The sequence below is a fragment of the Variovorax sp. LjRoot290 genome, assembly GCF_964253985.1.
Lineage (GTDB): Bacteria > Pseudomonadota > Gammaproteobacteria > Burkholderiales > Burkholderiaceae_C > Variovorax.
In genome coordinates this window covers 181,451-203,144 of record NZ_CAXURW020000002.1, presented here as the reverse complement: position 1 = coordinate 203,144, position 21,694 = coordinate 181,451, and the positions used below count along the sequence as shown (strand labels likewise).

General features: G+C 69.6%; 17 protein-coding genes and 1 pseudogene. 17 read left to right on the top strand and 1 reads right to left on the bottom strand.

The features are described 5' to 3' along the window. Positions 1–297 precede the first annotated feature (297 nt). The 3 genes from ACSQ9A_RS29880 to ACSQ9A_RS29870 are packed head-to-tail and all read left to right on the top strand — an operon-like array spanning position 298 to position 4,380. Entirely contained in the window at positions 298–3,042 is a 2,745-nt protein-coding gene (locus tag ACSQ9A_RS29880; protein ID WP_436306538.1) for a CHAT domain-containing protein, read from the top strand. Further along, positions 3,026–3,421, top strand: a complete 396-nt coding sequence (locus ACSQ9A_RS29875; protein ID WP_436306537.1) for a hypothetical protein — start codon at positions 3,026–3,028, stop codon at positions 3,419–3,421. The genes ACSQ9A_RS29880 and ACSQ9A_RS29875 overlap by 17 nt, the downstream gene beginning before the upstream one ends. An 11-nt stretch (positions 3,422–3,432) precedes the next feature. Beyond that, positions 3,433–4,380 (top strand): hypothetical protein, encoded by a 948-nt coding sequence (locus tag ACSQ9A_RS29870; RefSeq protein ID WP_436306536.1) that lies wholly within the window; start codon positions 3,433–3,435, stop codon positions 4,378–4,380. Between the two features lie 806 nt (positions 4,381–5,186). On the opposite strand, the pseudogene ACSQ9A_RS29865 reads toward ACSQ9A_RS29870, so the two are convergent. Beyond that, positions 5,187–5,405, bottom strand: a pseudogene (locus tag ACSQ9A_RS29865) (DDE-type integrase/transposase/recombinase); the annotation flags it as partial. Positions 5,406–6,058: 653 nt separating this feature from the next. Between ACSQ9A_RS29865 and ACSQ9A_RS29860 the strand changes: the two are divergent. The 14 genes from ACSQ9A_RS29860 to ACSQ9A_RS29795 all read left to right on the top strand — a co-directional run bounded on the left by ACSQ9A_RS29860 (position 6,059) and on the right by ACSQ9A_RS29795 (position 21,693). Beyond that, positions 6,059–7,123 (top strand): sigma 54-interacting transcriptional regulator, encoded by a 1,065-nt coding sequence (locus ACSQ9A_RS29860; RefSeq protein WP_436306535.1) that lies wholly within the window; start codon positions 6,059–6,061, stop codon positions 7,121–7,123. Between the two features lie 339 nt (positions 7,124–7,462). Next, positions 7,463–7,720, top strand: coding sequence for a hypothetical protein (locus tag ACSQ9A_RS29855; RefSeq protein ID WP_436306534.1), 258 nt, complete (start codon positions 7,463–7,465; stop codon positions 7,718–7,720). A 24-nt stretch (positions 7,721–7,744) separates the two neighbouring features. Continuing rightward, the gene (locus ACSQ9A_RS29850; protein ID WP_436306533.1) at positions 7,745–9,376 is read left to right on the top strand and encodes a phage tail sheath family protein; all 1,632 of its coding nucleotides are present in this window, start codon (positions 7,745–7,747) and stop codon (positions 9,374–9,376) included. 15 nt (positions 9,377–9,391) lie between these two features. After that, positions 9,392–9,916, top strand: a complete 525-nt coding sequence (locus ACSQ9A_RS29845) for a phage tail protein (protein WP_093103603.1) — start codon at positions 9,392–9,394, stop codon at positions 9,914–9,916. Between the two features lie 26 nt (positions 9,917–9,942). After that, positions 9,943–10,653, top strand: a complete 711-nt coding sequence (locus tag ACSQ9A_RS29840) for a hypothetical protein (protein WP_436306532.1) — start codon at positions 9,943–9,945, stop codon at positions 10,651–10,653. Continuing rightward, the gene (locus ACSQ9A_RS29835) at positions 10,650–11,381 is read left to right on the top strand and encodes a hypothetical protein (protein WP_436306531.1); all 732 of its coding nucleotides are present in this window, start codon (positions 10,650–10,652) and stop codon (positions 11,379–11,381) included. The genes ACSQ9A_RS29840 and ACSQ9A_RS29835 overlap by 4 nt, the downstream gene beginning before the upstream one ends. Then, a complete protein-coding gene (locus ACSQ9A_RS29830) occupies positions 11,378–12,715 on the top strand; it encodes a Pvc16 family protein (protein WP_436306530.1) in 1,338 nt (445 codons plus the stop codon). The genes ACSQ9A_RS29835 and ACSQ9A_RS29830 overlap by 4 nt, the downstream gene beginning before the upstream one ends. Next, on the top strand, positions 12,712–15,537 hold the full coding sequence (locus ACSQ9A_RS29825; protein ID WP_436306529.1) for an eCIS core domain-containing protein: 2,826 nt from the start codon (positions 12,712–12,714) through the stop codon (positions 15,535–15,537). Before ACSQ9A_RS29830 ends, ACSQ9A_RS29825 begins: the two co-directional genes overlap by 4 nt. Beyond that, positions 15,534–18,683: an eCIS core domain-containing protein gene (locus tag ACSQ9A_RS29820; RefSeq protein ID WP_436306528.1), complete on the top strand. Its 3,150-nt coding sequence runs from the start codon at positions 15,534–15,536 to the stop codon at positions 18,681–18,683. Before ACSQ9A_RS29825 ends, ACSQ9A_RS29820 begins: the two co-directional genes overlap by 4 nt. After that, a complete protein-coding gene (locus ACSQ9A_RS29815; protein ID WP_436306527.1) occupies positions 18,680–19,339 on the top strand; it encodes a CIS tube protein in 660 nt (219 codons plus the stop codon). The genes ACSQ9A_RS29820 and ACSQ9A_RS29815 overlap by 4 nt, the downstream gene beginning before the upstream one ends. Beyond that, entirely contained in the window at positions 19,339–19,710 is a 372-nt protein-coding gene (locus ACSQ9A_RS29810) for a LysM domain-containing protein (RefSeq protein WP_436306526.1), read from the top strand. The genes ACSQ9A_RS29815 and ACSQ9A_RS29810 overlap by 1 nt, the downstream gene beginning before the upstream one ends. Next, the gene (locus ACSQ9A_RS29805) at positions 19,700–20,839 is read left to right on the top strand and encodes a hypothetical protein (protein ID WP_436306525.1); all 1,140 of its coding nucleotides are present in this window, start codon (positions 19,700–19,702) and stop codon (positions 20,837–20,839) included. Before ACSQ9A_RS29810 ends, ACSQ9A_RS29805 begins: the two co-directional genes overlap by 11 nt. A 13-nt stretch (positions 20,840–20,852) precedes the next feature. Next, a complete protein-coding gene (locus ACSQ9A_RS29800; protein WP_436306524.1) occupies positions 20,853–21,362 on the top strand; it encodes a phage baseplate assembly protein V in 510 nt (169 codons plus the stop codon). Between the two features lie 10 nt (positions 21,363–21,372). Next, positions 21,373–21,693, top strand: coding sequence for a hypothetical protein (locus tag ACSQ9A_RS29795; RefSeq protein ID WP_436306523.1), 321 nt, complete (start codon positions 21,373–21,375; stop codon positions 21,691–21,693). Position 21,694 lies beyond the last annotated feature (1 nt).

Below are 21,694 nucleotides of genomic sequence, written 5' to 3'. Positions count from 1 at the left end.
GGGCCGAGAGGTCCGCAGACAGCGTTCGATCAGGGCTTCGCCATAGGCTGCCCGTTCTTGCCCGGTGGACGGGGACAGGCCATGCTGGTCGAACAGGTTGTCCATCATCGTGGCGCTCTCACTGCCTGATCTTGTCAATGGGCTGCCTCGTACCAAACGGAGCTGCTCTTCGGGCTGTTTCAGTGTCGAGGTTGCCCTTAGTCCACGGCTCGTGATGCGCCGACCCACAGTACAAGCATTGCCGCGTTACTGCATGCGGCGTATGGTCCACCAATGGCTCGCGAAGAAGCACGAAAAGTGAGCAAGGCGGATGCGAAACATCATTTCGCTTTGGTGCAGCGTGCGCTCGCCGCAGCGGACGACGCACAACGCGACGCGGCGCTTGGCGAAGGCTTCGCGCGCTTCGGCATGGGCTTCGCCTACTCCCTGGGCGAACTCGCCAGGCTCGAGAACACGCCCGGGCCCTACACGGCGCTGAGCGAAGAATCCGGGGCTTTCTTGCTGCGCTGGATCGGCGGCGCTCGCCTCACCAAGCGCGCCGACGACGACGAGCGCCGTGTCGCGGTGGGCGAGGAGATGCTCCTGATGGCGCAGGGCCATGTACGCATCGGCGGCATCGTTGCGCGAGCGATCCTGTCGCTGCCCGAGTCGCACCCTCAGCGCGACCTGCAACGAGCCGAGACTCTCGTGCGCCAACGGCTTGGCGCAGCGCTGAACGACGACGATCCCTCATCGTTCGTCTCGTCGGTGATCGACTTGCTCGATCATGGCCTTGCTGCCGAGGATGAAGCCGTGTCGCTCTATGAGCAGGCCCGGCAGCGGCTGCCCATCGAAGGCGAGCCGCAGCTGCCGCGCCGCCTGGACGTTGCGTCGCTCAAGTTTCACGCCAAGCTGGCGATCGAGGCGCGCGACGCCGGCGAAGCTTCGCGTCTCAAGGAACAGTCCGCTCTCGCGCGTCAACGCGCCGACGCGATCGGTGTCGAGCGTTCGAGCGACCGTGAGCTGCGCCAGAGCCGTATGCTGCTCGCGATGCTGATTGACGTCGATGAGAGCAACGCCGCAGTCGCGGCGACGGCCTGGGCTGCCGCGCGCAGCGGCGAGTCGGTGCCGGACGACATTGACCGCATCGTCGCGTACCACGAAGGACGCCGGCGCCTCGAACTCGGCGAGCACGAGACGGCGGCGCAGCTCTTCGCACCGCTGATCGATGCGGCGCGCGACGACTACCTCGATGCGCTGCGCGACGCCGATGTTCAGGACCGAGGCGAGCATTTCAGCAACCTGGCCACGCATCACGCCTTCGCGCTCGGTGCGCTTGGGCGCTGGGACGAGGCCCTGCGTGCGCTGGATGCCGCGCGCAGCCTGCGCCTGCGCCAGCGCGCATGGTTGCGCACGATCCCGCGCGGGCGAACGCTGTTGCGCCTCGAGCGCGAGCTGCATGCGCACGAGCGCGGCGCACCGCTTGGTTCGACGGCGACGGCCGCCACCCCCGACCGCGCTGACGCCGGTGACCGCATGCACGGTCAGGTGTCGCGCCATGCACGGGTGTACGAGCGCTACCGAAGGCTGCGGCCTCAGTTCGATGCGTCGGCGCTGGTGTCGCCCGGCCTCGCTGAAGTGGCAGCGGTGCTCGTTGAACACGAGGCAGTGCTTTCGATCGGCAGCAGTTTATGCGGCACGCTTGCGGTGCTGGTGCGCCACGGCGACCGCGAGCAGCCGAGCCGCGCGCAATGGATCAGCGAATGGACCCACGGCTATTGGATGCGTGTGATGGCAGGCGACGAGGCGCGCCCGGGTTGGCTCTTCGCGATTGGCGCGCCGGAGCTCGGCCTCGAACACGCCGCGGTGCTTGATGGCCTGCTCGCCGCGGTCGACGCCGACCTCGGGCGCTGGATTGCGAAGGCAGCACGCGAGTTCGGCGTGCGCCGGCTGACGATCGTCGCGCACCGCTATCTGCACCTGCTGCCGTTCTGGGCGCTCCCCTCGCTGTCCGAGATCGAGATCGCGAGTGCGCCCAGCCTCGCGCACCTGCTGGCCTCACGTGCGCCGCGTCCACCGAGCTCACGCCGCGCGGTGATCGTCGAGAACCCGACCGGCGATCTGCCGCTCGCCGCCGCCGAAAGCGCAGCGGTGCAGAGCGCCTTGGGCGGCGCCGGCTTCGCCGTCGAACGCTTCGCGCACGAGCGCGCCACCGAAGCGCTCGTGGCACCCGCATTGCGTCGTGCGGGTGTGTTGCACTTCTGTGGTCACGGGCGATCGGAACCCGACCGCGACCGTGCATCGGCTTTGCTGATGCACGCGGGCGCCGGCGCGCTGGGCTTGCCCGGCGCCGACCCGCTCGGCGTGCTGGCCGCGGCTGCCGAGGCATGGGAGGAGCAAGGGGACGGCCGGCGTCACACCAACATCGACGGGCGCGGCCGCCTGCATGAGATCCGGCGCGACGATGGCACGCCGCTCGAGCGCAGGCTCGAATTCAGCGTTACCGGCACGTTGTGGACGTCGTACCGCGACGGCGCGCCGCTGCGCAGTGCCGAGCTCTGGTCGGCGGGCGACATCGGCGTCGGCGCGCGCTTGAACCGGCTCGGCGTGGCCTTTCTCTCCGCCTGTGAAACCGCCTCCGGTGGCTTCGAGCCGGTGATCGACGAATACGGCGGCTTGCCCGCGGCCCTTTTGCTGGCCGGCGTGGGCGCGGTGGTGTGCAGTTTGTGGCCGGTGCCCGAGTCGCTCACGCTGCTCGCCGCCGACCTGTTCTACCGCCGGCTCGCGGCGTCGGGCGACGCGTTCGACGTCGTGACCGCATTGCGCGAGAGCGCCGGCACTTTGCGCGAGATGCCGCGCGACGAGGCACGCGCGCGGTTCTTGGCAATGCACGAACAGCGCCTGCAGCCGGCAGCGCGCTTCATGCTCGAGGCGGCCGCGACCCGCTTGCAAGGCGGGCCCGAGCGCCCTTACGCTCACCCGGTGCACTGGGCCGCCTTTTTCGCGGTCGGCAAGCCGCAAATCCGTTTCGCGAAAGGAAGACACCATGGGACTACTCGATAAGCTCATCGTGGCGAAAGTGGCGGCGCACGACGCCGGCGCGGCCGTGGCCGTGGACGTGAGCGGCGCCAGCGATGCGCAGGTGCTCGGCACACTGGTCAGCACCTTCGGCGGCGACGATTCGTGCACCGAGATTCAGGTGCGGCGCGGTGGAGTTCTGCTCGGCACCGTGAACCGCGAAGCGACGATCGCGTTCGTCGGCGACGGCCTGAAGGGTGTCGGCGCATCCGACGCCATGCTGCTGCCGGGCGTGGGGAACTACAGCACCACGAACTGGGTGTGCCCGCGGCGCGACTGCGGCTACTCGCTCGTGACCATCGTATTTGACGATGCGCCGAACTGTGCTCGCCACCCCGACCAAACGCTTGTCCTGCAAGGCTGAAGGTCGCACCGATGAAACTCGACGGCCTGATCGACAGCGGCTTGAAGGAGGTCGGCCCGCGCTTGTCGCTTATCGGCCTGCTGCCGAACCTGGCGCTGTTCGGATTGATCGCCTCGCTGCTCGCGAGCGGCGCGCCGCAGGCCGCACCTGACTTGGGCAAACTGTGGGCCTCTGCCAAGAACCCGGACGGCGGCGAGGCACTGCTGCTGGTGGCCGCGCTACTCGCGCTGGCGCTCGTGCTGCACCCCCTGCAGCTTTCGCTGGTGCGCCTGCTGGAGGGTTACTGGGGCAATGCACCGGGAGCACGCGATCTGGCGCGCCTCGCCACCGCGCGCCAGGCGCGCCGACGCGATGCACTGGTGAAGGCACTGGGCTACGAAGGTGCCGGCCAGCCCGATGCGCCGACCCGCCAGCGCATGCAGGCAAGCGCAGCGGCACTGATGCAACGCTATCCGTCGGCCGACCGGTTGATGCCCACTGCGCTCGGAAATGTATTGCGCGCCGCCGAGGACCGACCGCAGCGTGCCTACGGACTGGACGGCGTGGTGATCTGGCCGCGACTGTTCCCGCTGTTGCCCGAGTCAATGCGCAGCCTTTTGGGCGATGCGCGCAACCAGATGGACGTGACGCTGCGCTTCGCCGCAGTGTTCTTTCTGGCCGCGCTGGTGTGCGGCGCGCTGTTGTGGCGCCACCCGCCATGGCTGGGGCTGGCGTTGATCTCGCTCGTGCTGGCGCGGCTGTCGTACCGTGCCGGTGTGCAGGCAGCGATCGCGTACGGAAACGTGGTGGAGGTGGCGTTCGACCTGTACCGTTTCAGCCTGTACCCGGCGCTTCACTTGGCGCTGCCGAACGACTTGGACAGCGAACGCAAACTCAATGCGGAAGTGTCGGCATTCCTGCGCCAGCGGGTGATGCCCAGCTACGCATACACCCATCCGCCGCCACCCAAGCCGGGGTAGGCGGGTCTCACGCAAGCGCGGGCGTGCCAGCAACAATCAGCTGGCGCCAGGCATTGCCGAGCGTGCGATCTCGATGATTTGCGAACGCTATGCAGACTTCGGCCCGACGCTCTTGCGGCAGAGAAGCTTTGTGAATGCCACGGGGGTCATCCTCAGACCCCTGGCGTACGAAACGCTGCAACCGGCTGCCGCAAGTCGACATGGGGGCGATCGTGGAGAACAAGCGCCTGAGCCATGTGCTGCAGACGTGATCCAGGCGGGATGATCGTCACGCGTCAAACATGCCACATCGAACGAACTCTGGCCAGGCACCGTACGCCAAGAAGACCCTGCCCGGCACCAAACGTTCGCGCCAGTTCACAGTCACAGGCGCAGACCGAGGCCACGATCCGCACAGCGGCGGCTCTCGCGCCTACCCCTCACGAACCAGAAGTTGCAAGGCAAGGTGGTGGTTTCAGGCATGCGTCCTGCCTCCGGCTGACAAGCCTGTGCGCATGCTGAGGCAAGGCAGTCAATGCGCCCTGGGCAAACCTTAGAGATGCGACATCTCTACTTAGCCAGGAATGCGACATTTGAGAGTGGGATTGACAAAATCTTCGGCTGGCGTCGCCGGATTCATGAAGCTCAGTTCTCAATCGCCAGATCGCCGACGCGGCAGAACTCACGCTCGTTGTTGGCGACCTTCAGCACGGGCGTGAGCGGCGACCCAGAGGTCGTTGTTGCCGGCGGGCTGACCTTTGCGCTCGAGGGTGCCGCGAATCTGGCCGTAGCGCTGGCCCACCGCTGCTGTGAGTGGTTCGACCTGGAAAGCTCTCCATGGCCGAGTTGTCGCAGACTTCTCCTGCGTGGCGCATGCTGCAGGTAGTGCCTTACTCTTTGAGCAGCTGATGGAAGTGCTCTCTGGTGTATGGGCTGCCTTGGTCCGAGTGATGCGGCAACGTCACGGGCTTACCGCGGCGCCACACGTCTATCATCAATTCGTCTGTCACGAGCTGCGAGCTCATGCTCTCCTGCATCGACCAACCGTAACGCGCAGGCGATCTGCTCTTCGCTGAAGTTCGACCTTTTCATTGCTCCTCCTTGCTTTGCTTCTCCTCGCGCCCCTCCGGGGCTGCCGGAGAGCAGCCGTACCTCTGGTTTTGAAACGCCCCGGGTTCGGCGGGAGACGTCAAACTTCTGACTCACGTCACTAGTTCGTTTGGTAGATGCGCGTTCTGCCCTGTGGACGGATGATGGGCGCGCTTCGTTGGGTTCGCGGCGAGTCGTGTCGTAGGTCTCGAGCCGCAATGCGGCGCACTTTCTGGTCCACCGAAGCAGCGCTGCAATTCGATCGGAGCGAACACGTTGCTGCGCGTTGCCAGGCAGCGCCGGGGTGATCCACGCTGCGGTATTCGGTCACCGGGCGTTAGGCGTGTTCACGGCTGGCTCGGCTGAACTAAAAAACTCGGGGAGGCGGGTCGCCGCGCGGGAGCTGGATCTCGCGCGACGTGGGCTATTGCCATTTCAAAAGAACAAGGGCGTGTGTTCTCCAAAGTCATGCGATGGAAGTCGACCGCTCTCTTCTGTGACGACGCGAACGTAACGCAGGCGCGACTTGGTCCGCGAAGCTTTTCGCCAGGCAGTAAGAGTGAGCGAATCCGGGGATTGCCCACATCGGCGGGTTGAGGACGGACGAAGAATGCGCACAAACAGCTCTTCATACACGCAGACCGCAGTCTGTCCAGAGGCCGATGGTGACGGCCACGCCTGTACGGCGCTGGCGCAGAATCTTGTCGGCCACAGCCCGCCCTTTCGCGAAGCCATGGAGCTAGTGAAGCTCTACGCCGCGTGGTCCGCGCCGCTGCTGATCGCCGGCGAAACCGGCACCGGCAAGGAGTTGGTCGCGCGTGCGGTGCACTACCAGAGCCAGCGCCGGCACTGCCCGTTCATCCCGGTCAACTGCGCGACGCTGCCCGACACACTGGTCGAGAGCGAGTTGTTCGGCCACACCCGCGGCGCTTTCACCGACGCCAGCCAAGCGCGCCAGGGCCTGGTGCGCCTGGCCGAGGGCGGGACGCTGTTCCTGGACGAAGTGGAAGCGCTGTCGCCGCGTGGCCAAGGCGTGCTGCTGCGCTTTCTGCAGGACTCCAGCTATCGGGCGCTGGGGGGCAACACGTTGCACCATGCGGACGTGCGCATCGTCGCGGCCTCCAACGTTGACCTGCACGAGAAGGCGGCGGCGCGCATGTTCCGTGACGACCTGCTCTACCGGCTGGACGCCTTCCGCGTCAGCCTGCCGCCGCTTCGCGAGCGTCTTGACGACCTGACCCTGCTGGTGCCGCACCTGCTGGCCAAGGCGGCGCGACAGACCGACGGCTTTGCGCGCCGCATCGGCGAGCCCGGGCTGGCGCTGCTTCGTGCCTACGACTGGCCCGGCAACGTGCGCCAGCTGGAGCACGTGCTGCTCAAGGCCCACGTGGTCTGCCAGGGATCCGAGGTCGGCGTCGACGATCTGCGCCGATGCACGCCCGAGCTGGCCCAGGTTGGCGTCCCCGCTGTGCCAGCCGCCACGCCTCCGCATTCGCTGCGCGCGGCCAAGCGTGCAGCCGCCGACCAAGCCGAGCGACGCTTCATCGAGGACTGGCTGTCGCGCACGGCCGGCAACATCAGCGAAGCCGCACGGCTGACCGGCATCGAACGGGCCTCGCTGAGTCGACTTGTCAAGAAATACGGCGTCAAGGCACGCGCGCTCGGTAGCGTTTAGCGCCGCCTCCCTTTCCCCGCCCCCCGCACTTCTCCACTGTTTGGTGGATGGGATTCTCGCGCCGCTCGCGCGGCCCCATGTCGACGCAAGCACACCCGTGTCCGCCGCGACACGCACCCCATTCGCCACAGCGGCTCTGCGGAAACCGCCAACGCAGCGTCTGCGGATGGCCATGGAGGGGCTGTGCATCCGAACGCACAACAACCCCAGGGATCTGTCAAAAAATTCAATCAAATCAAGCACTTGCAATTGAGAAGCAGATGGCACGCTTGCTGCAAGCTGATGCGTTCGTGACTTCGTGGGGTGGACTTGAATGCCCGGCGCGACGACGTGATTGCGGTGACGGAAGTGGTAGCGGCCCTGGGCCGCTACGTGCGCGCGAATCCGCAGGCCTGCGACACCATCGCGGGCATCGCCGCCTGGTGGCTGCAGCCGCGGACGGCGAGGAGTTCGCCAGAAGTTGTCGGTGCGGCGCTGGCCGCGCTGGTGGCCAACGGCGAGATGGAGTGCGCATTCGGCCCGGACGGCCAGACGGTGTACCGCGCCGCCCGGCCCGCAGGCCATGAGGGATCGCAAGCGGAGCCGCCAGGCTCTTGATCATCAATTGATGGAGGGGAATGTATGCCCAGTGCCCTGAGTTACCCAGGCGTTTACGTGGAAGAAGTGCCCAGTGGCGTGCGCACCCTGACCGGTGTGGCCACCTCGATCACGGCCTTCGTCGGGCGGGCCGCCTCCGGCCCCACCGACGAACCCGTGATGCTGACGAGCTTCGCTGACTACGAGCGCCGGTTCGGCGGCCTGGTCGCGGACTGTCCCATGTCCTATTCGGTGCGCGACTTCTACCTGAACGGCGGCGCGCTGGCGCTGGTGGTGCGACTCGTCGGCACGGCCCCAGCCCCGGCCCCAGCCCCAGCCCCGGCCCCAGCCCCGGCCTCGGCCGCCACCCTCACGCTGCCGGCTGGCGGCGACAACCTGGTGCTGACGGCGGCAAGCCTGGGCGCCTGGGGTGGCCGGCTGTCGGCCGCAGTGGACCATGGCACCGACAGCGGCCTGCCAGCCGCCGACACCACGCGCTTCAACCTGCGCCTGCGCTACCGCGTGCGGCCGGGCCGCGACGACTTCGTGTTCGAGACCATCGGCGCGGTGTCCACCACCGCCGGCGACCCGCGCTACCTGCCGCTGGTGCTGGAGCGCGAATCCACGCTGGTGCGGGCGCTGGGCGCGGTGCCGGCGGCGCGGCCCACCTCCACCGTCACGCCCACCACCATCACATGGATCGACGCCGCCGGCGGCAACGACGGCCCCCCGCTGCGCGCCGAGGACCTGCTGGGCAATGCCGCCGGCCGCACCGGCATCCATGCACTGGCCCATGCCGACCTGTTCAACCTGCTTGTGATCCCGCCGCTGGCGCGCAACACCACCACCCTGCCGTCCACCTACACCCCGGTGCCGGCCAACGTCTGGCAGGCAGCGCTGGCGCTGTGCGTGGAGCGCCGCGCCATGCTGGTCGTCGACCCCGATCCAGGCTGGGCCGTGCCGGCGGCGAGCGCCGTCACCAATGCGCAGACCGGCCGCACCGGGCTCAACCTCAGCGGCCCCGGTGCGCGCAATGCCGCGCTGTACTTCCCGTGCCTGCGCATGGTCGACCCGCTGCGCGACAGCCGTGTCGACACCTTCATGCCCGGCGGCGCGGTGGCCGGCATCATGGCGCGCACCGACGTGGCGCGCGGCGTCTGGAAGGCGCCGGCCGGGCTCGACGCGGCGCTCAACGGCGTGCAGGACCTGCAGATCAATCTGAACGACCTGCAGAACGGCCAACTCAATCCGCTGGGCATCAACTGCCTGCGCTCGATGGGTGTGAACGGCCGCGTGGTCTGGGGCGCGCGCACCCTGCGCGGCGCCGACGTCAGCGCCGACGAATACAAGTACGTGCCGGTGCGCCGACTCGCGCTGTTCCTCGAAGAAAGCCTGTACCGCGGCACGCAATGGGTGGTGTTCGAGCCCAACGACGAGCCGCTGTGGGCGCAGGTGCGCCTGAACCTCGGCGCTTTCATGCAGGGGCTGTTCCGCCAGGGTGCGTTCCAGGGCGCCTCGGCGCGCGACGCCTACTTCGTCAAGTGCGACAGCCAGACCACCACGCAGGCCGACATCAACCTGGGCGTGCTGAACGTGGTCGTTGGCTTTGCGCCGCTGAAACCGGCCGAGTTCGTGGTCATCAAGATCCAGCAGATGGCCGGCCAGATCCCAACCTGATCGAGGAAGAACGACATGGCACAGTTCAGCGTCAACGCCACCCGCTTCGACCCTTACAAGAACTTCAAATTCCGCGTCAAGTGGGACGGCCGTTACGTGGCCGGGATCTCCAAGGTCGGCGCGCTCAAGCGCAGCACCGAGCCGGTGGAGCATCGCGAGGGGGGCGATCCGTCTTCCACGCGCAAGTCCCCGGGCCGCACCAAGTTCGAGGCCATCACGCTGGAGCGCGGCGTCACGCACGACGTCGAGTTCGAGCGCTGGGCCAACAAGGTCTGGAACTTCGGCTCCGGGCTGGGCGCCGAGGTTTCGCTGGCGAACTTTCGCAAGGACCTGATCATCGAGGTCTACAACGAGGCCGGCCAGCTCGCCATCGCCTACAAGGTGTTCCGCTGTTGGGTGTCGGAGTACCAGGCGCTGCCGGACCTGGACGCCAACGCCAACGCCGTCGCGATCCAGACCCTGAAGCTCGAGAACGAGGGCTGGGAGCGCGACTACGACGTGGTCGAACCGGCCGAGCCCACCTTCAACGAACCTGCCTGAACGACGACCCGGTGCGGAAGGTGGCGATGCGCGCGCTGGCCGGCTCTGAACTGCTGTCGCTGTGGGAGCGTGGCGCCAGCCGCCACGCGCTCGACCGCAGCGCGCTGCTGGCCGCCGCGGCCCGCCCGGACTGGCCGGCCGAGGCCATCGCCGACCTGCCGCTGGGTGCGGTCAACGCCAGCTTGCTGCAACTGCGCGCGGCCTGCTTCGGCCCGCGCATCGACGGCCATGCCGACTGCCCGCGATGCGGCCAGCGCCTGGCCTTTGCGCTGGACGCGCGGGAGTTGCTCGCCCCTGCCCAGGACGACGACCTGGCCCCGCGCGAGGCCGAGGTCGCCGGCCTGCGCGTGCGCGCGCCCAGCCTGCGCGACTTGGCGGCCGTGGCGGCCGACGCGGATGCCGAACGCGCCGCGCGCCAGGTACTCGCACGCTGCACCCTGGCCGGCGATGCCGCGCGGTTGGATGAGGCGGCGCTGCGGGCCGTCGAAGAAGGGCTGGACGCGCTGGACCCGCAAGCCGACCTGGCGCTGGCCTTGCAGTGCGTGGCCTGCGGCCATGCGGACCTGGTGCAGTTGGACGCCGGGCAGCTGCTGTGGGAAGAGATCGAGGCACGCGCGCTGGTGCTGCTGCGCGAGGTGCACCATCTGGCCAGCGCCTACGGTTGGAGCGAGGCGCAGATCCTGGCGCTGACGCCGACGCGGCGGGCTAGCTACCTGGCCATGGTGGGGGCGGCATGACGGGCCTGCTGCACCGCCTGGCCCAGCGCGCCGCCGGCAACGCTTGGACAGTGCGCTCGGACGTGCGCTTGCCGTTCGGCGCAAATGGCCTCGACCGGCCGCAGGACGACACGGCGCCGCCGCTGATGGAAGCGGCTGTGTCCAAGACCCGCGTGCCCGCGCGGCCCCGGCCGCCCGAGCCAGCTTCGCTCGCCACGGCCGGGTCAGAGCAAGCCGTGCCACCACTCGTGCAATCGCCCGCCGTCGCCGCTCAGGCCGGGCGCGCGCAGCCCGTGGAGGCCGAGGCTGCGGCGCCGAAGGCGCCGATGCCCATAACCCGCCAGTCAGCGGCGACGCGCACGCCGGTGGCCACGACGACGCCCGCGCAGCCACCCGGCGCGCCCGCTGTTCCGGCCGCTGCCATGCCCATCATGGCGTCCTTGCTCACACCCGCCCGGCCGCAGTCAACGCCCCCGCCACGCCGCGAGGAACCCGCGCCGTTGCTGCCGCCGCAGCCAAGCACCGCAGGCCACGCCGCGCCCCTGGCCCCAACGGTGCGGGGCCCGGCAGAGTTCGCCCTCCGGCCGGCGCCGCAGGCCGCCGCCAGCCAAGAGACCGAGGTCCACATCCACATCGGCCGCATCGACGTGACGGCCTTGCACGAAGCGCCCCGCCCCAAGGCCCGCCCGCGCGAGCGCACGCAACCCGTATCGCTGGACGCCTACCTCGCCGCGAGGAGCAAGACATGAGCACAGCCCTGGCCATCGCCGGCGTCAGTGCCGTGCTGCGCGACCTGCTCAACGACGGGCTGGTCAACGGCAACGTCAGCGGCGTGCTGGGCTCCAGCGTGACGGTCAGCCTGCTGGCGCCCGACCGTGTGGTGCCCACCGGCGGCACCGAGGCCTCGCAGCTCAACCTGTTCCTGTACGGTGTGACGCCCAACGCCGGCTGGCGCAACGAGGCCCTGCCCTCGCGCGACGGCGCCGGCCGTGCGCGGCTCACGAACCCGCCGCTGGCGCTCGACCTGCACTACCTGCTGTCGGCCTACAGCGCCGGGGACCTGCATGCCGAAATCCTCCTGGGCTACGCCATGCAGTTGCTGCACGAGATGCCGGTGCTCACGCGCGAGGCCATCCGCACGGCGCTCAACCCCTCGCCCGCCACCGGCGCCACCTTGCCGCCGGCACTGCGCGCGCTGTCCGAATCGGGCCTGGCCGAGCAGGTGGAGCTGATCAAGATCACGCCACAGCACCTGAACAACGAGGAGATGTCCAAGCTCTGGACCGCCACGCAAAGCCACTTGCGCCCCAGCATGGCCTACAGCGCCTCGGTGGTGCTGATCCAGGCCCTGCGCCCGGCCCGCACGCCGCTGCCGGTGCTCACGCGCGGCCGCATCGACGAAGACACGGGCCGCGAGACCGGCATCGCCGTGCAGCCCAGCCTGCTGCCCAGCGTGCCGGTGCTGGTGCGCGCCGTGCCGCCGCTGCGCCAGCCGGCGGCAGCCATCGGTGACACCGTGGCCCTGCAGGGCAGCCTGCTCGACGGCGACGACCGCGAAGCCTGGCTGCGGAACGACCGCTTCGACATCGCGCAGATGCTGCCGGTGCTCGCCCCCGCGCCGGACCGCCCCGCCGCCACCGTGGCCGCCTTCTCGCTGGCCGGCCAGCAGGCCGCGCTACCGGCCGGCGTGTACCGCGTGAGCGTGCGCCTGACGCGGCCCGATGCGCAGGGCGAGGACCGGCTGCACGAGTCCAACGCGCTGCTGCTGACGCTGGCGCCGCGCATCACCAACCTGCCGCAGACCGTGGCGCGCGCGGGCAACGGCTCGGCCAGCGTCTCGATCCAGTTCACGCCCGACCTGCACGAAGGCCAGCGCGCGGTGCTGGTGCTGGGCGCGGCGGAGGTGCTGCCGCAGACGGCAGGCGCCACGCCGAATTCGCTGGTCTTCGTGATCCCCGACGCGCCGGTCGGCGTGCATCTGGCGCGCCTGCGCATCGACGACATCGACAGCCCGATCATCGACATGGACTTCGAGCCGCCGGAACTGCCGCGCTTCCTGGACCGGACGGTGGAGATCACGTGAACGCGCCCGACCGCCTGCTCGCCTGGAGCGACGCCAACCAGCGCCTGCTGGTGGCGGAGTTCGCGCGGCTGGCGGCCCTTTTGGGCGACGGTGCGCGCGACGCAGCCGCGGCGGAAACCGAGGCCGCCGCGCTGCGCGCCGCCATGCCGGCACCGGCCGCCATCGACACGCTGGCGGCGCTGTTCGCGCTCAGCGCCTTCGAGCGCGACCTCCTGCTTTTGGTGGCCGGCGTCGAGATGGACGCGCGCATCGCCACCCTGTGCGCCCAGGGCGGCGGCCCGCCGCATCGGCCGTGGGCCAGCTTCGGCCTCGCGCTGGCGGTACTGCCGCAGCCACACTGGAGCGCCATCGCGCCGAACGAGCCGCTGCGCCGCTGGCGCCTGCTGGAGGTCGACGAGAGCACCGGCATCGCCGGCGCCAGGCTGCGCCTGGAAGAGCGCGTGCTGCACTTCATCGCCGGGCTGAACGCGCTGGACCACCGCCTGCAGCCGCTGCTGCAGCCGCACCCGCCGGCCGGCGCCATGGGCCGGGACCAGCAGGCCGCGGTCGCGCAACTGCTGGCCCGGCTGCGCGGCGCCACCAGTCGCCTGCCCGCCATCGTGCTCGACGGTGACGATGCCCCCGGCCAGCACGACGTGGCCGCGGCGGTCGCGGGCGGACTGGGCGCCGGCCTGTATCGATTGCGTGCGACCGACGTACCGACGGCCGCCGTCGAGCAGGCCGCTTTCGCAGCGCTGTGGTTGCGCGAGGCTGCGCTGCTGGGCTGCGGGCTGTTGATCCACTGCGAGGAGCGCGAGGCGCAAGCAACCGTGGCGCGCCTGCTGGAACGCCTGAGCGGCCTGGTCTTCGTCAGCGGCCACGAATTGGCGCTGGGCGACACGCCGCAACTGCGCCAGAACATCGCGCGACCCGAGGCGCCCGAACGGCTGCAGCTCTGGCAGGCCGCGCTGGCCGACAAGGCCGCGGCACTGGGGCCGGTGGTCGACACGCTGGCCACGCAGTACCGCTTGGGCGCGCGCCGCATCGCGCAGATCGCCGCGCAGGCAAGCGGCGACGACGCAGCCGCCAACGCCGCTTCGCTGCACGAGGCCAGCCGCGGCCCCGCCCATGGCATGCCTGGCCTGGCCCAGCGCATCGACAGGCGCGCGCGCTGGTCCGACCTGGTGCTGCCCGAGGCCCAGCAGGCCGTGCTGCGCCAAATCGCGGCCCACGCGCGGGGTGGAGCGCGCCGATGCCGCGGCCGTCTCCGACGCGCTGCAGGCCGAGCTGCGCACGCTGCTGGCCGTCGGCGGCAGCCCGCTGGTCACGCAAGGCAACGCCCATGGGCTGCAGGCCGAGAAGGTCCGGCTGCCCCACGACGCCGGCGCCGCGGCCCTAGGCCGCGCCGTGGCCATGCGCATCGCGGGCGGCCCCGCGAGCCCGGCTGGCAGCAAGGCAGGTGCGCCATGACCGCCGCCCTCGCCGCACGCACATCCGGCGCCGAACGCACGCAAGTCGGTGGCAAGCATCGCTGGCTGCAGCGCAAGTGCGCCTGCGGCGGCTCGGCGGGCCTCACCGGCCACTGCAGCGAGTGCGAGCGCAAGAAGGCGCTGGGCCTGCAAGCGAAGCTGGCCGTGGGCGCGGCCCACGATCCGCTGGAGGAAGAGGCCGACCGTGTGGCCGACCAGCTCACGCGCCCGCAGCTCGCCAGCCCACCCCGCGTGCAGCGCGCCAGCGCGCCCGCCGCGAGCGCGCAGCAATCGGATACCGCGCCGGACAGCGTGGACCAGGTACTGGCAAGCAGCGGCCGTGCGCTCGACGCGCCACTGCGGCAGGACTTCGAGCAACGCTTCGGCCACGATTTCTCGCGCGTGCGCATCCATGCCGACGAAGCAGCCGCGCGCTCGGCCCAGGCGCTGGGCGCCAACGCCTGGACCGTGGGCGAGCACATCGCCTTCGCGCCGGGTCGCTTCGCGCCCCAGAGCCGCGGCGGCCGGCAACTGCTGGCGCACGAGCTGACCCACGTGGTGCAGCAGTCGGCCACCACACCGCTGGTGCAGTGCGACCTGGCGATCGGGCCGCAGGTGGCCGCACCGACGGAGCGCCCGATGAGCGAGCGCGACATCGAGGACGCGATCCGCTTCAACCAACGCCAGTTCAGCGACCCGTACTCGCTGGCGGTGATCCGCGACGTGATCGGCGTATCGCGCTTTCCGGCCGTGTCGGACCGCGACCTCGCGCTCGGCGTGGCACGCTGGCAGGCCTCGCACGGCCTGGCGCAGGACGGCCGGCTCGGCGCCGTCACCGTGACCTACGTGGTGGAAGAACTGCAGGCCGAGGGCAACCCAGGCGACGCGGCGCTGCTGATCGCCGACTTCCCCGACCGCGCCCTGCTGGACATCACCACCGCCTTCTGCAGCTGCATCCCGCGGCTGCAGTCCGAGATCCAGGACGCCAACTTCTTCATCGGCGAGTACACCGCCTGCGGTGCCGACCCGGGCAACACCACCGGCGCGCAGGTCGAAGCCTGCATCGAGGCCCGCGCCGCCGCCGCCGGCAGCAGCCTCGTGACGGCGGGCACCACGGACTCGAGCGGGACGGTGCGGGTGGCGCCGGTGGCCGGGCCCTGCGGTCCGCTGGAAGAGAGGCTGACGCTGGCGCACGAGCAGATCCACTCGGTCCACACGCGCGAACTGCAGCAGCAGCACGGCCGTGGCACGCGGGCGTTTCGCACTGCCTTCAACGAGGCCGGCGACTGGGTGGTCGACGAGATCAACTCGCGCCGCACCGACATCGCCGTGGCCAACTGGATGATCGACGTGCTGAACAGGGCTTGCCCATGACCCGTTCACGCGCCCCCCGCGGCCCCGCACCTGTCGCGTCGACGACCGCGCCGGCCTCTGCCTGGCTGCAACCCAAGCTGTCCATCGGCGCACCGGGCGACCGCCACGAGCAGGAAGCCGACCAGGCCGCCGACCGCGTGATGCAGGGCGGCACCCAGCCCGCGCTGACGCCGCTGCGCGCGCCGACGGTGCAGCGCGAGGACGAGGAGCGCAAGAAGGAAGCGCCCGACCCGGCCGGCGAAGGCCTGGGCGTGGTTGCTGCCAATCTGGGCGAGAACAACCCGGCCTTCGGCGTCTTCACCGAGAAGCTGGCGGCCGACTTCATGCGTCAGCCGGCGGAACTGAGCGTGGGCGTGCCGGTGTTCTTGGGCGCCAACTACGCCTTCCTCTGGAGCATGGCGATGGTGAACCCGGCCATGCGCCGCAACTTCGACGACTTCAACCTCGCGATGCTGCCCGGCCTCGTGCCGCAGTTCCCGGTCAAGACCTTCACCTACCGCATCCTGGACAGCGCGCAGACGCGCTTCGAATTCGACTTCGGCCTGGACGCCACCTCGCTGCTGGAGGCCTTCAACGACGGCGTGCTGAACACGCATCTCTCCAGCCTCAAGTTCGACAGCAGCGGCCGGATCGATACCAAGGGTTCGGCGCTGCCTTCCTTGTCGGCGATGCAGGTCCAGCTGGGCCTCTTCAGCGACGGCATCAACCTGTCAGGTGGCTTCAGGAACGGCATCTCGCCCTACCCGCTGATCGAGCCGGGCGGCAGCGTGATGGCGCAGACCCCCGCCATGCCCGACCTGCAGGCGGGCAGGCAGGACGTGCGCTTCACGCTGAACCTCGACCTGGTGCGGCTCTACCAGCACTTCAACCCAGGCAAGCCCAACCCGCTGGGCCCGCAGATCGACGTCGCGCGCGAAGCGCAGCAACCCGCGCAAGCGCCCGGCGCGCGCGAGAGCAGCCCGGCCGCGGCCGCCGCGGTGCAATCCACTCTGGCCGAAGGCGGCGCGCCGCTGGAGCCGGCGACGCGGCAATTCATGGAGTCGCGCTTCGGCCACGACTTCGGCAGCGTGCGCATCCACGCCGACGCGCAAGCCGCCGCCTCGGCGCAATCCGTGGGCGCGCGCGCCTACACCGTGGGCGAGGACCTGGTGTTCAATCTCGGCCAGTACGAGCCGGCCACGCCGGCCGGCCGCCACCTGCTGGCGCACGAGCTGGCCCACGTGGTGCAGCAGGGCGACGGCAACGAACTCATGCAGCGCGAGCTCCTCAGCGCGAAGGATCTCGACGATTTCGAGACCGACGACTTCGCCGTGCCTACGCTGGAGAGCTACCTCGCGACCCACGGGCCGGGCAAGATCGAGGACAACAACGACAGCGACGACAAGGCCCGCCGCATCGTGCGGCTGTGGAAGAACAAGCAGGCGCCCTTCACGCAGCTCAGCGCGCAACAGAAGATCCTGCTCATCCAGGAGATGCAGTCCGGCTACACAGGCAACGACGACGAGCGCGGCATCCTGGCGCTGCTGCTGGACGCGCCGCCGGCCGACCTCACCGCGATCTTCGCGGCGATCAACCCGAACGAGCTCGACAGCGACTTCCAGGGCGACGAAGAGGACACGCTGCGCGACTTCTTCGACCAGAAGTTCGTCGGCGGGCGCAAGTCGGCGCTGGCCGGCCAGCGCAGCCTGCGCCGGGCCAAGGCCGACGAGCCGGAGGTGAAGGCGCCCCCGGCGTTCGAACCACAGCAGGCCCCCGGCCCGCCGCGCCAGGACTACGTGTTCATCATGGGCGACACGCAGGGCGACACCTTCTACCGCGACGCACTGGGCTTCTTCAAGGCGCACCGACCGAAGGCGATCATCGTGATCGACAAGCGCAGCTTGGCCGACGTGCTGCTTCACGTCGCCAACAAAATCAAGGCACCCATCGGCAACCTGTACCTGGTCTCGCATGCCAACGAGGACGGCACGCTGATGTTCGGCCTGAACCCGAGCGATCCGGACCGCAAGCTCAACGCCACCGAACTGCGCAAGGCCCTGCACCCGACAGAGGGCAACTCGGCACTGGCGAAAGTCGGCCCGCAGGTGGACGCCTACACGGTGGTGCGCATCAAGGGCTGCGACCTTGGGCGCAATGGCGAGATGCTGGACCTGCTGGACGAGGCCTTCGGCGGGCGCGGAACGGTGATCGCGCCCACGCACGAGCAGACCTACGGCACCGATCCCGAGCTCGCCGATCGCGCCGGCGCCGAGTTCGCGCGCGGCGATGCCGCCTTCAAGGCGAAGCTCGAGGCCCAGTTCCCCGAGCCCCCCGCCATCGACAAGAACCTCAAGGGCAAGGATCTCCTGGCGGCCCAGCAGGCCCGCGCCAAGGCATTGGCCAAGCGCAAGTCCGACATCGCAGCCGCGCAGAAGCAACACGAGGCGGACCGCAGCGCTGCCGTCGCCAAGGGGCGCAGCTTCGAAGGCTTCTCGGGGCCGCTGTTCCAGCACCCCGGGGAGGCGAAGTTCACCGCGGCCGAGTTGCTGCCTGACATGAAGCGCCTGTATGGCCACCTGTCCGACGACCAGCGCAACGCGCTGGCGGCGCGGCTGGTCAAGGACGACCCACGTCCCGAGGCCGAGGCCAGGCTCAACACCACCTATGGCCAGCAGGGGCAGCGCCTGTACCGCCACGACTTCACGGAGGAAGGCTTCGAACCGGCCGACGCCAGCGAATTCCTGGCCGCGCAGCGCGCGATGCCCGGCGGGGTCGCGCCCGGCTTCAAGGCCGGCGAGTTCACGTCGACCATCGTCGAGCCCACGGGCAAGGGTGCGCGCAAGCGCCTGTACAAGCTGAAGGGCAGCATGCCCGACGGGGGCACCATGACCTACGACATCGACTCCAAGGTGCTGCCGACCCTGGCCGAGCTGGCCACAAAGGCACGTGGCTCGCTCAACAACCCGGCCAAATACGAGTGGACGCAGGAGCGCCAGCACGACGCCGCCGGCAACACCAAGCTACGGGTCACCGCCACGCGCGTGATCGCCTACCTGCACCACGCAAGCCTGGACGCGTCGCCGCACAACCACTTCACGCGGCCCGAGTCCGATCCCGCCTTCCACGCGAAGTCGAGCTTCACGCCGCCGGAGGCGCCCACGCCATGAGCACGACCCCGAACTCCCCCAAGCTGATCAAGGGCGGCCTGGTCCTGGTCGACCCGGAATCGGCCCAGGTGCAGCGCGTGATCTCGCTGCAATACAACGCCGACTCGCTGACGCGCAAGCTCCAGGCCCAGTCGGTTGGCGGCGAAGGCACCGACCGCACCGAGCCCACGCGCTTCAAGGGGCCTGCCGTGGAGACCATCAGCTTCGAGGCCGACATCGACGCCACGGACCAGCTCGAGTTCCCGGACCAGAACGCCAGCGCCACGGCCCACGGGATCGCGCCGCAACTGGCGGTGCTGGAGTCGCTGTCGCATCCCAGCGCGGCGCAGTTGCAGCGGGTGGACAGCCAGGCGAGTTCGGGCACGCTGGAGATCGCGCCCATGCTGGCGCCGCTGCTCCTCTTCGTCTGGGGCAAGAGCCGCATCGTCCCGGTGAAGCTGGCCGACTTCTCGATCACCGAGGAGGCTTTCGACCCGGCGCTGAACCCGATCCGCGCCAAGGTCTCGTTCAGCCTGCGCGTGCTGTCGGTGGACGACCTGGGCTTCTCGTCCAAGGGCGGGTCCTTGTTCATGACCTATCTGCAGGGCAAGGAGAGGCTGGCCGCAAAGGTGCAGCCGGTGTCCTTCTCCACGCTCGGCATCGGGGGGATTTCGTGATGGTCGATCCGATCCAGGCCTTCATGCAGGCCAACGGCCTGGCGCAGCCGGCCTTCGCTCCGGACAGCCGCTACCACGGCCTGCCGATCGCGCAGGCCACCTTGCCGGACGGCCGACAGATGGTGTTCGTCACGCGGCGCTTCCTGCCGCCGCCGGAGAACTTCGCGCGGATTGCCACCGCCACCGTCGTGGCCGGCGACCGGCTCGACAACCTTTCCGCGCAGCACCTGGGTGCAGCCGAGCAGAACTGGCGCCTGGCCGACGCCAACGGCGCGATGCTGCCCGAGGCGCTGGTGGCCGAAGTCGGCCGCCAACTGGCCATCACGCTGCCCGAGGGCGTGCCCGCACCTGGAGCCGGAGATGTTCGCTAAGGGCATCCAGCTCAGCCTGATGATCGGCCCCATCGTGCCGATCCCGGTGCCGCGGGTGGTGACGGACGCACTCGAGAGCGTCGAGGTGCGCACCGCCACCGGCAGCGCGAGCGGCTTCCAGCTCAAGTTCTCGATCACCGCGCGCTCGGAACTCAACACCATCTTCCTTTTGGCCGGCGTCAACTCGACGCCCTTCACGCCGGCGCTGCGCGTGCTGCTGGTGATGACGCTCAACGGCCAGGCGCAGCCGCTGTTCGACGGCGTGATGACCAATGTGCAGGTTCAGCCCGGCAGCCAGGGGCAACCCGGCAGCCTGGTCGTGACCGGCGAGGACGTGACCAAGGCCATGGACAAGCAGGACTGGAGCGGCCTGCCCTTCCCGGCCGTGCCGGTGGAGGGGCGCGTGGCGCTGCTGTGCGCCAAGTACGCGCCCTTCGGCCTCATCCCCATGATCATCCCGGTGCTCTTCCCCGATGTGCAGATCCCGATCGACAAGATCCCGGCGCAGCAGGGCACCGACCTGGCCTACATCCAGGAGCTGGCGCGCCAGGTGGGCTATGTGTTCTACGTCGAGCCGGGGCCGACGCCAGGCACCAACATCGCCTACTTCGGCCCCGAACTCAAGATCGGCGTGCCGCAGCCGGCGCTGAACGTGGACATGGACGCGCTGACCAACGTCGAGTCGCTCAGCTTCACCTTCGATCCCGAGAAGGGCGTGCTGCCCGTCGTGTTCATCCAGAACCAGCTCACGCGCGTCCCGATCCCGATTCCGATTCCCAACCTGAACCCGCTGCAGCCGCCGCTGGGCGCGCTGCCCACGCCGCTGTCCAACATCAAGTTCATGAAGGACACCGCCAAGATGAGCCCAATGCGTGCCATCTCGGCCGGGCTCGCGGAAGCGGCCAAGTCGCAGGACGCGGTGAGCGGCAGCGGCACGCTGGACGTGCTGCGCTACGGCCGGCCGCTCAAGGCGCGCGGGTTGGTCGGCGTGCGCGGCGTGGGCATTGCCTACGACGGGCTGTACTACGTCAGCAGCGTGACCAGCAACCTCAAGCGCGGCGAGTTCAAGCAGAGCTTCGAACTCACGCGCAACGGGCTGGTGTCGATCACGCCCAAGGTCCCCGTCTGAAGGAGCCCATCCAGTGCCCGAGAAGTTCTACGGCAAGTACCGCGGCATGGTGCTCAACAACATCGATCCGATGCAGATGGGCCGGCTGATGGTGCAGGTGCCCGACGTCGGTGGCGTGATGCCCTCGACCTGGGCCATGCCCTGCGTGCCGGTGGCCGGGATCCAGAACGGCATGTTCGCGCTGCCGATGATCGGCTCGGGCGTCTGGATCGAGTACGAGCAGGGCGACATCGACCACCCGATCTGGGTCGGCTGCTTCTGGGGCAGCGCGGCCGAGGTGCCGGCGCTGGCGCGGCTGACGCCGCCGGCGGTGCAGGCCATCACCCTGCAGACACCGCTGCAGAACGGCCTGACCATCAGCGACCTGCCCGGGCCCAGCGGCGGGATCATGCTCAAGAGCGCGACCGGCGCCACCTTGATCGTCAACGACACCGGCATCTACATCCAGAACGGCAAGGGCGCGTCCATCGTGATGACCGGTCCCACGGTCACCATCAACGCCGGCGCCCTCACCATCGTCTAGAGGCAACAGCATGTCCGGCCCCCTCCTCCACCTCGGCGCCACCGTGCTGTGCGCGCACGGCGGCCAGGCCACGCCCAGCGCCCCCGTGCCGCGCGTGCTGGTCTCGGGCCAGCCGGTGACGACGCAGGCGGCGCCCTACCTGGTGGCCGGCTGCGCCTTTTCGCCGCCGCAGGGCAACGGGCCCTGCGTGACGGCGCAATGGATCGTGGCGGCCACGCGCGTGTTCGCCGCCGGCCAGCCGGTGCTGCTGATGAGCAGCCAGGCCATCTGCGCGCCCACCGGCACCCCGCTGGTGGCGGTGGCCGCGCAGACCCGCGTCATAGGGATGTGAA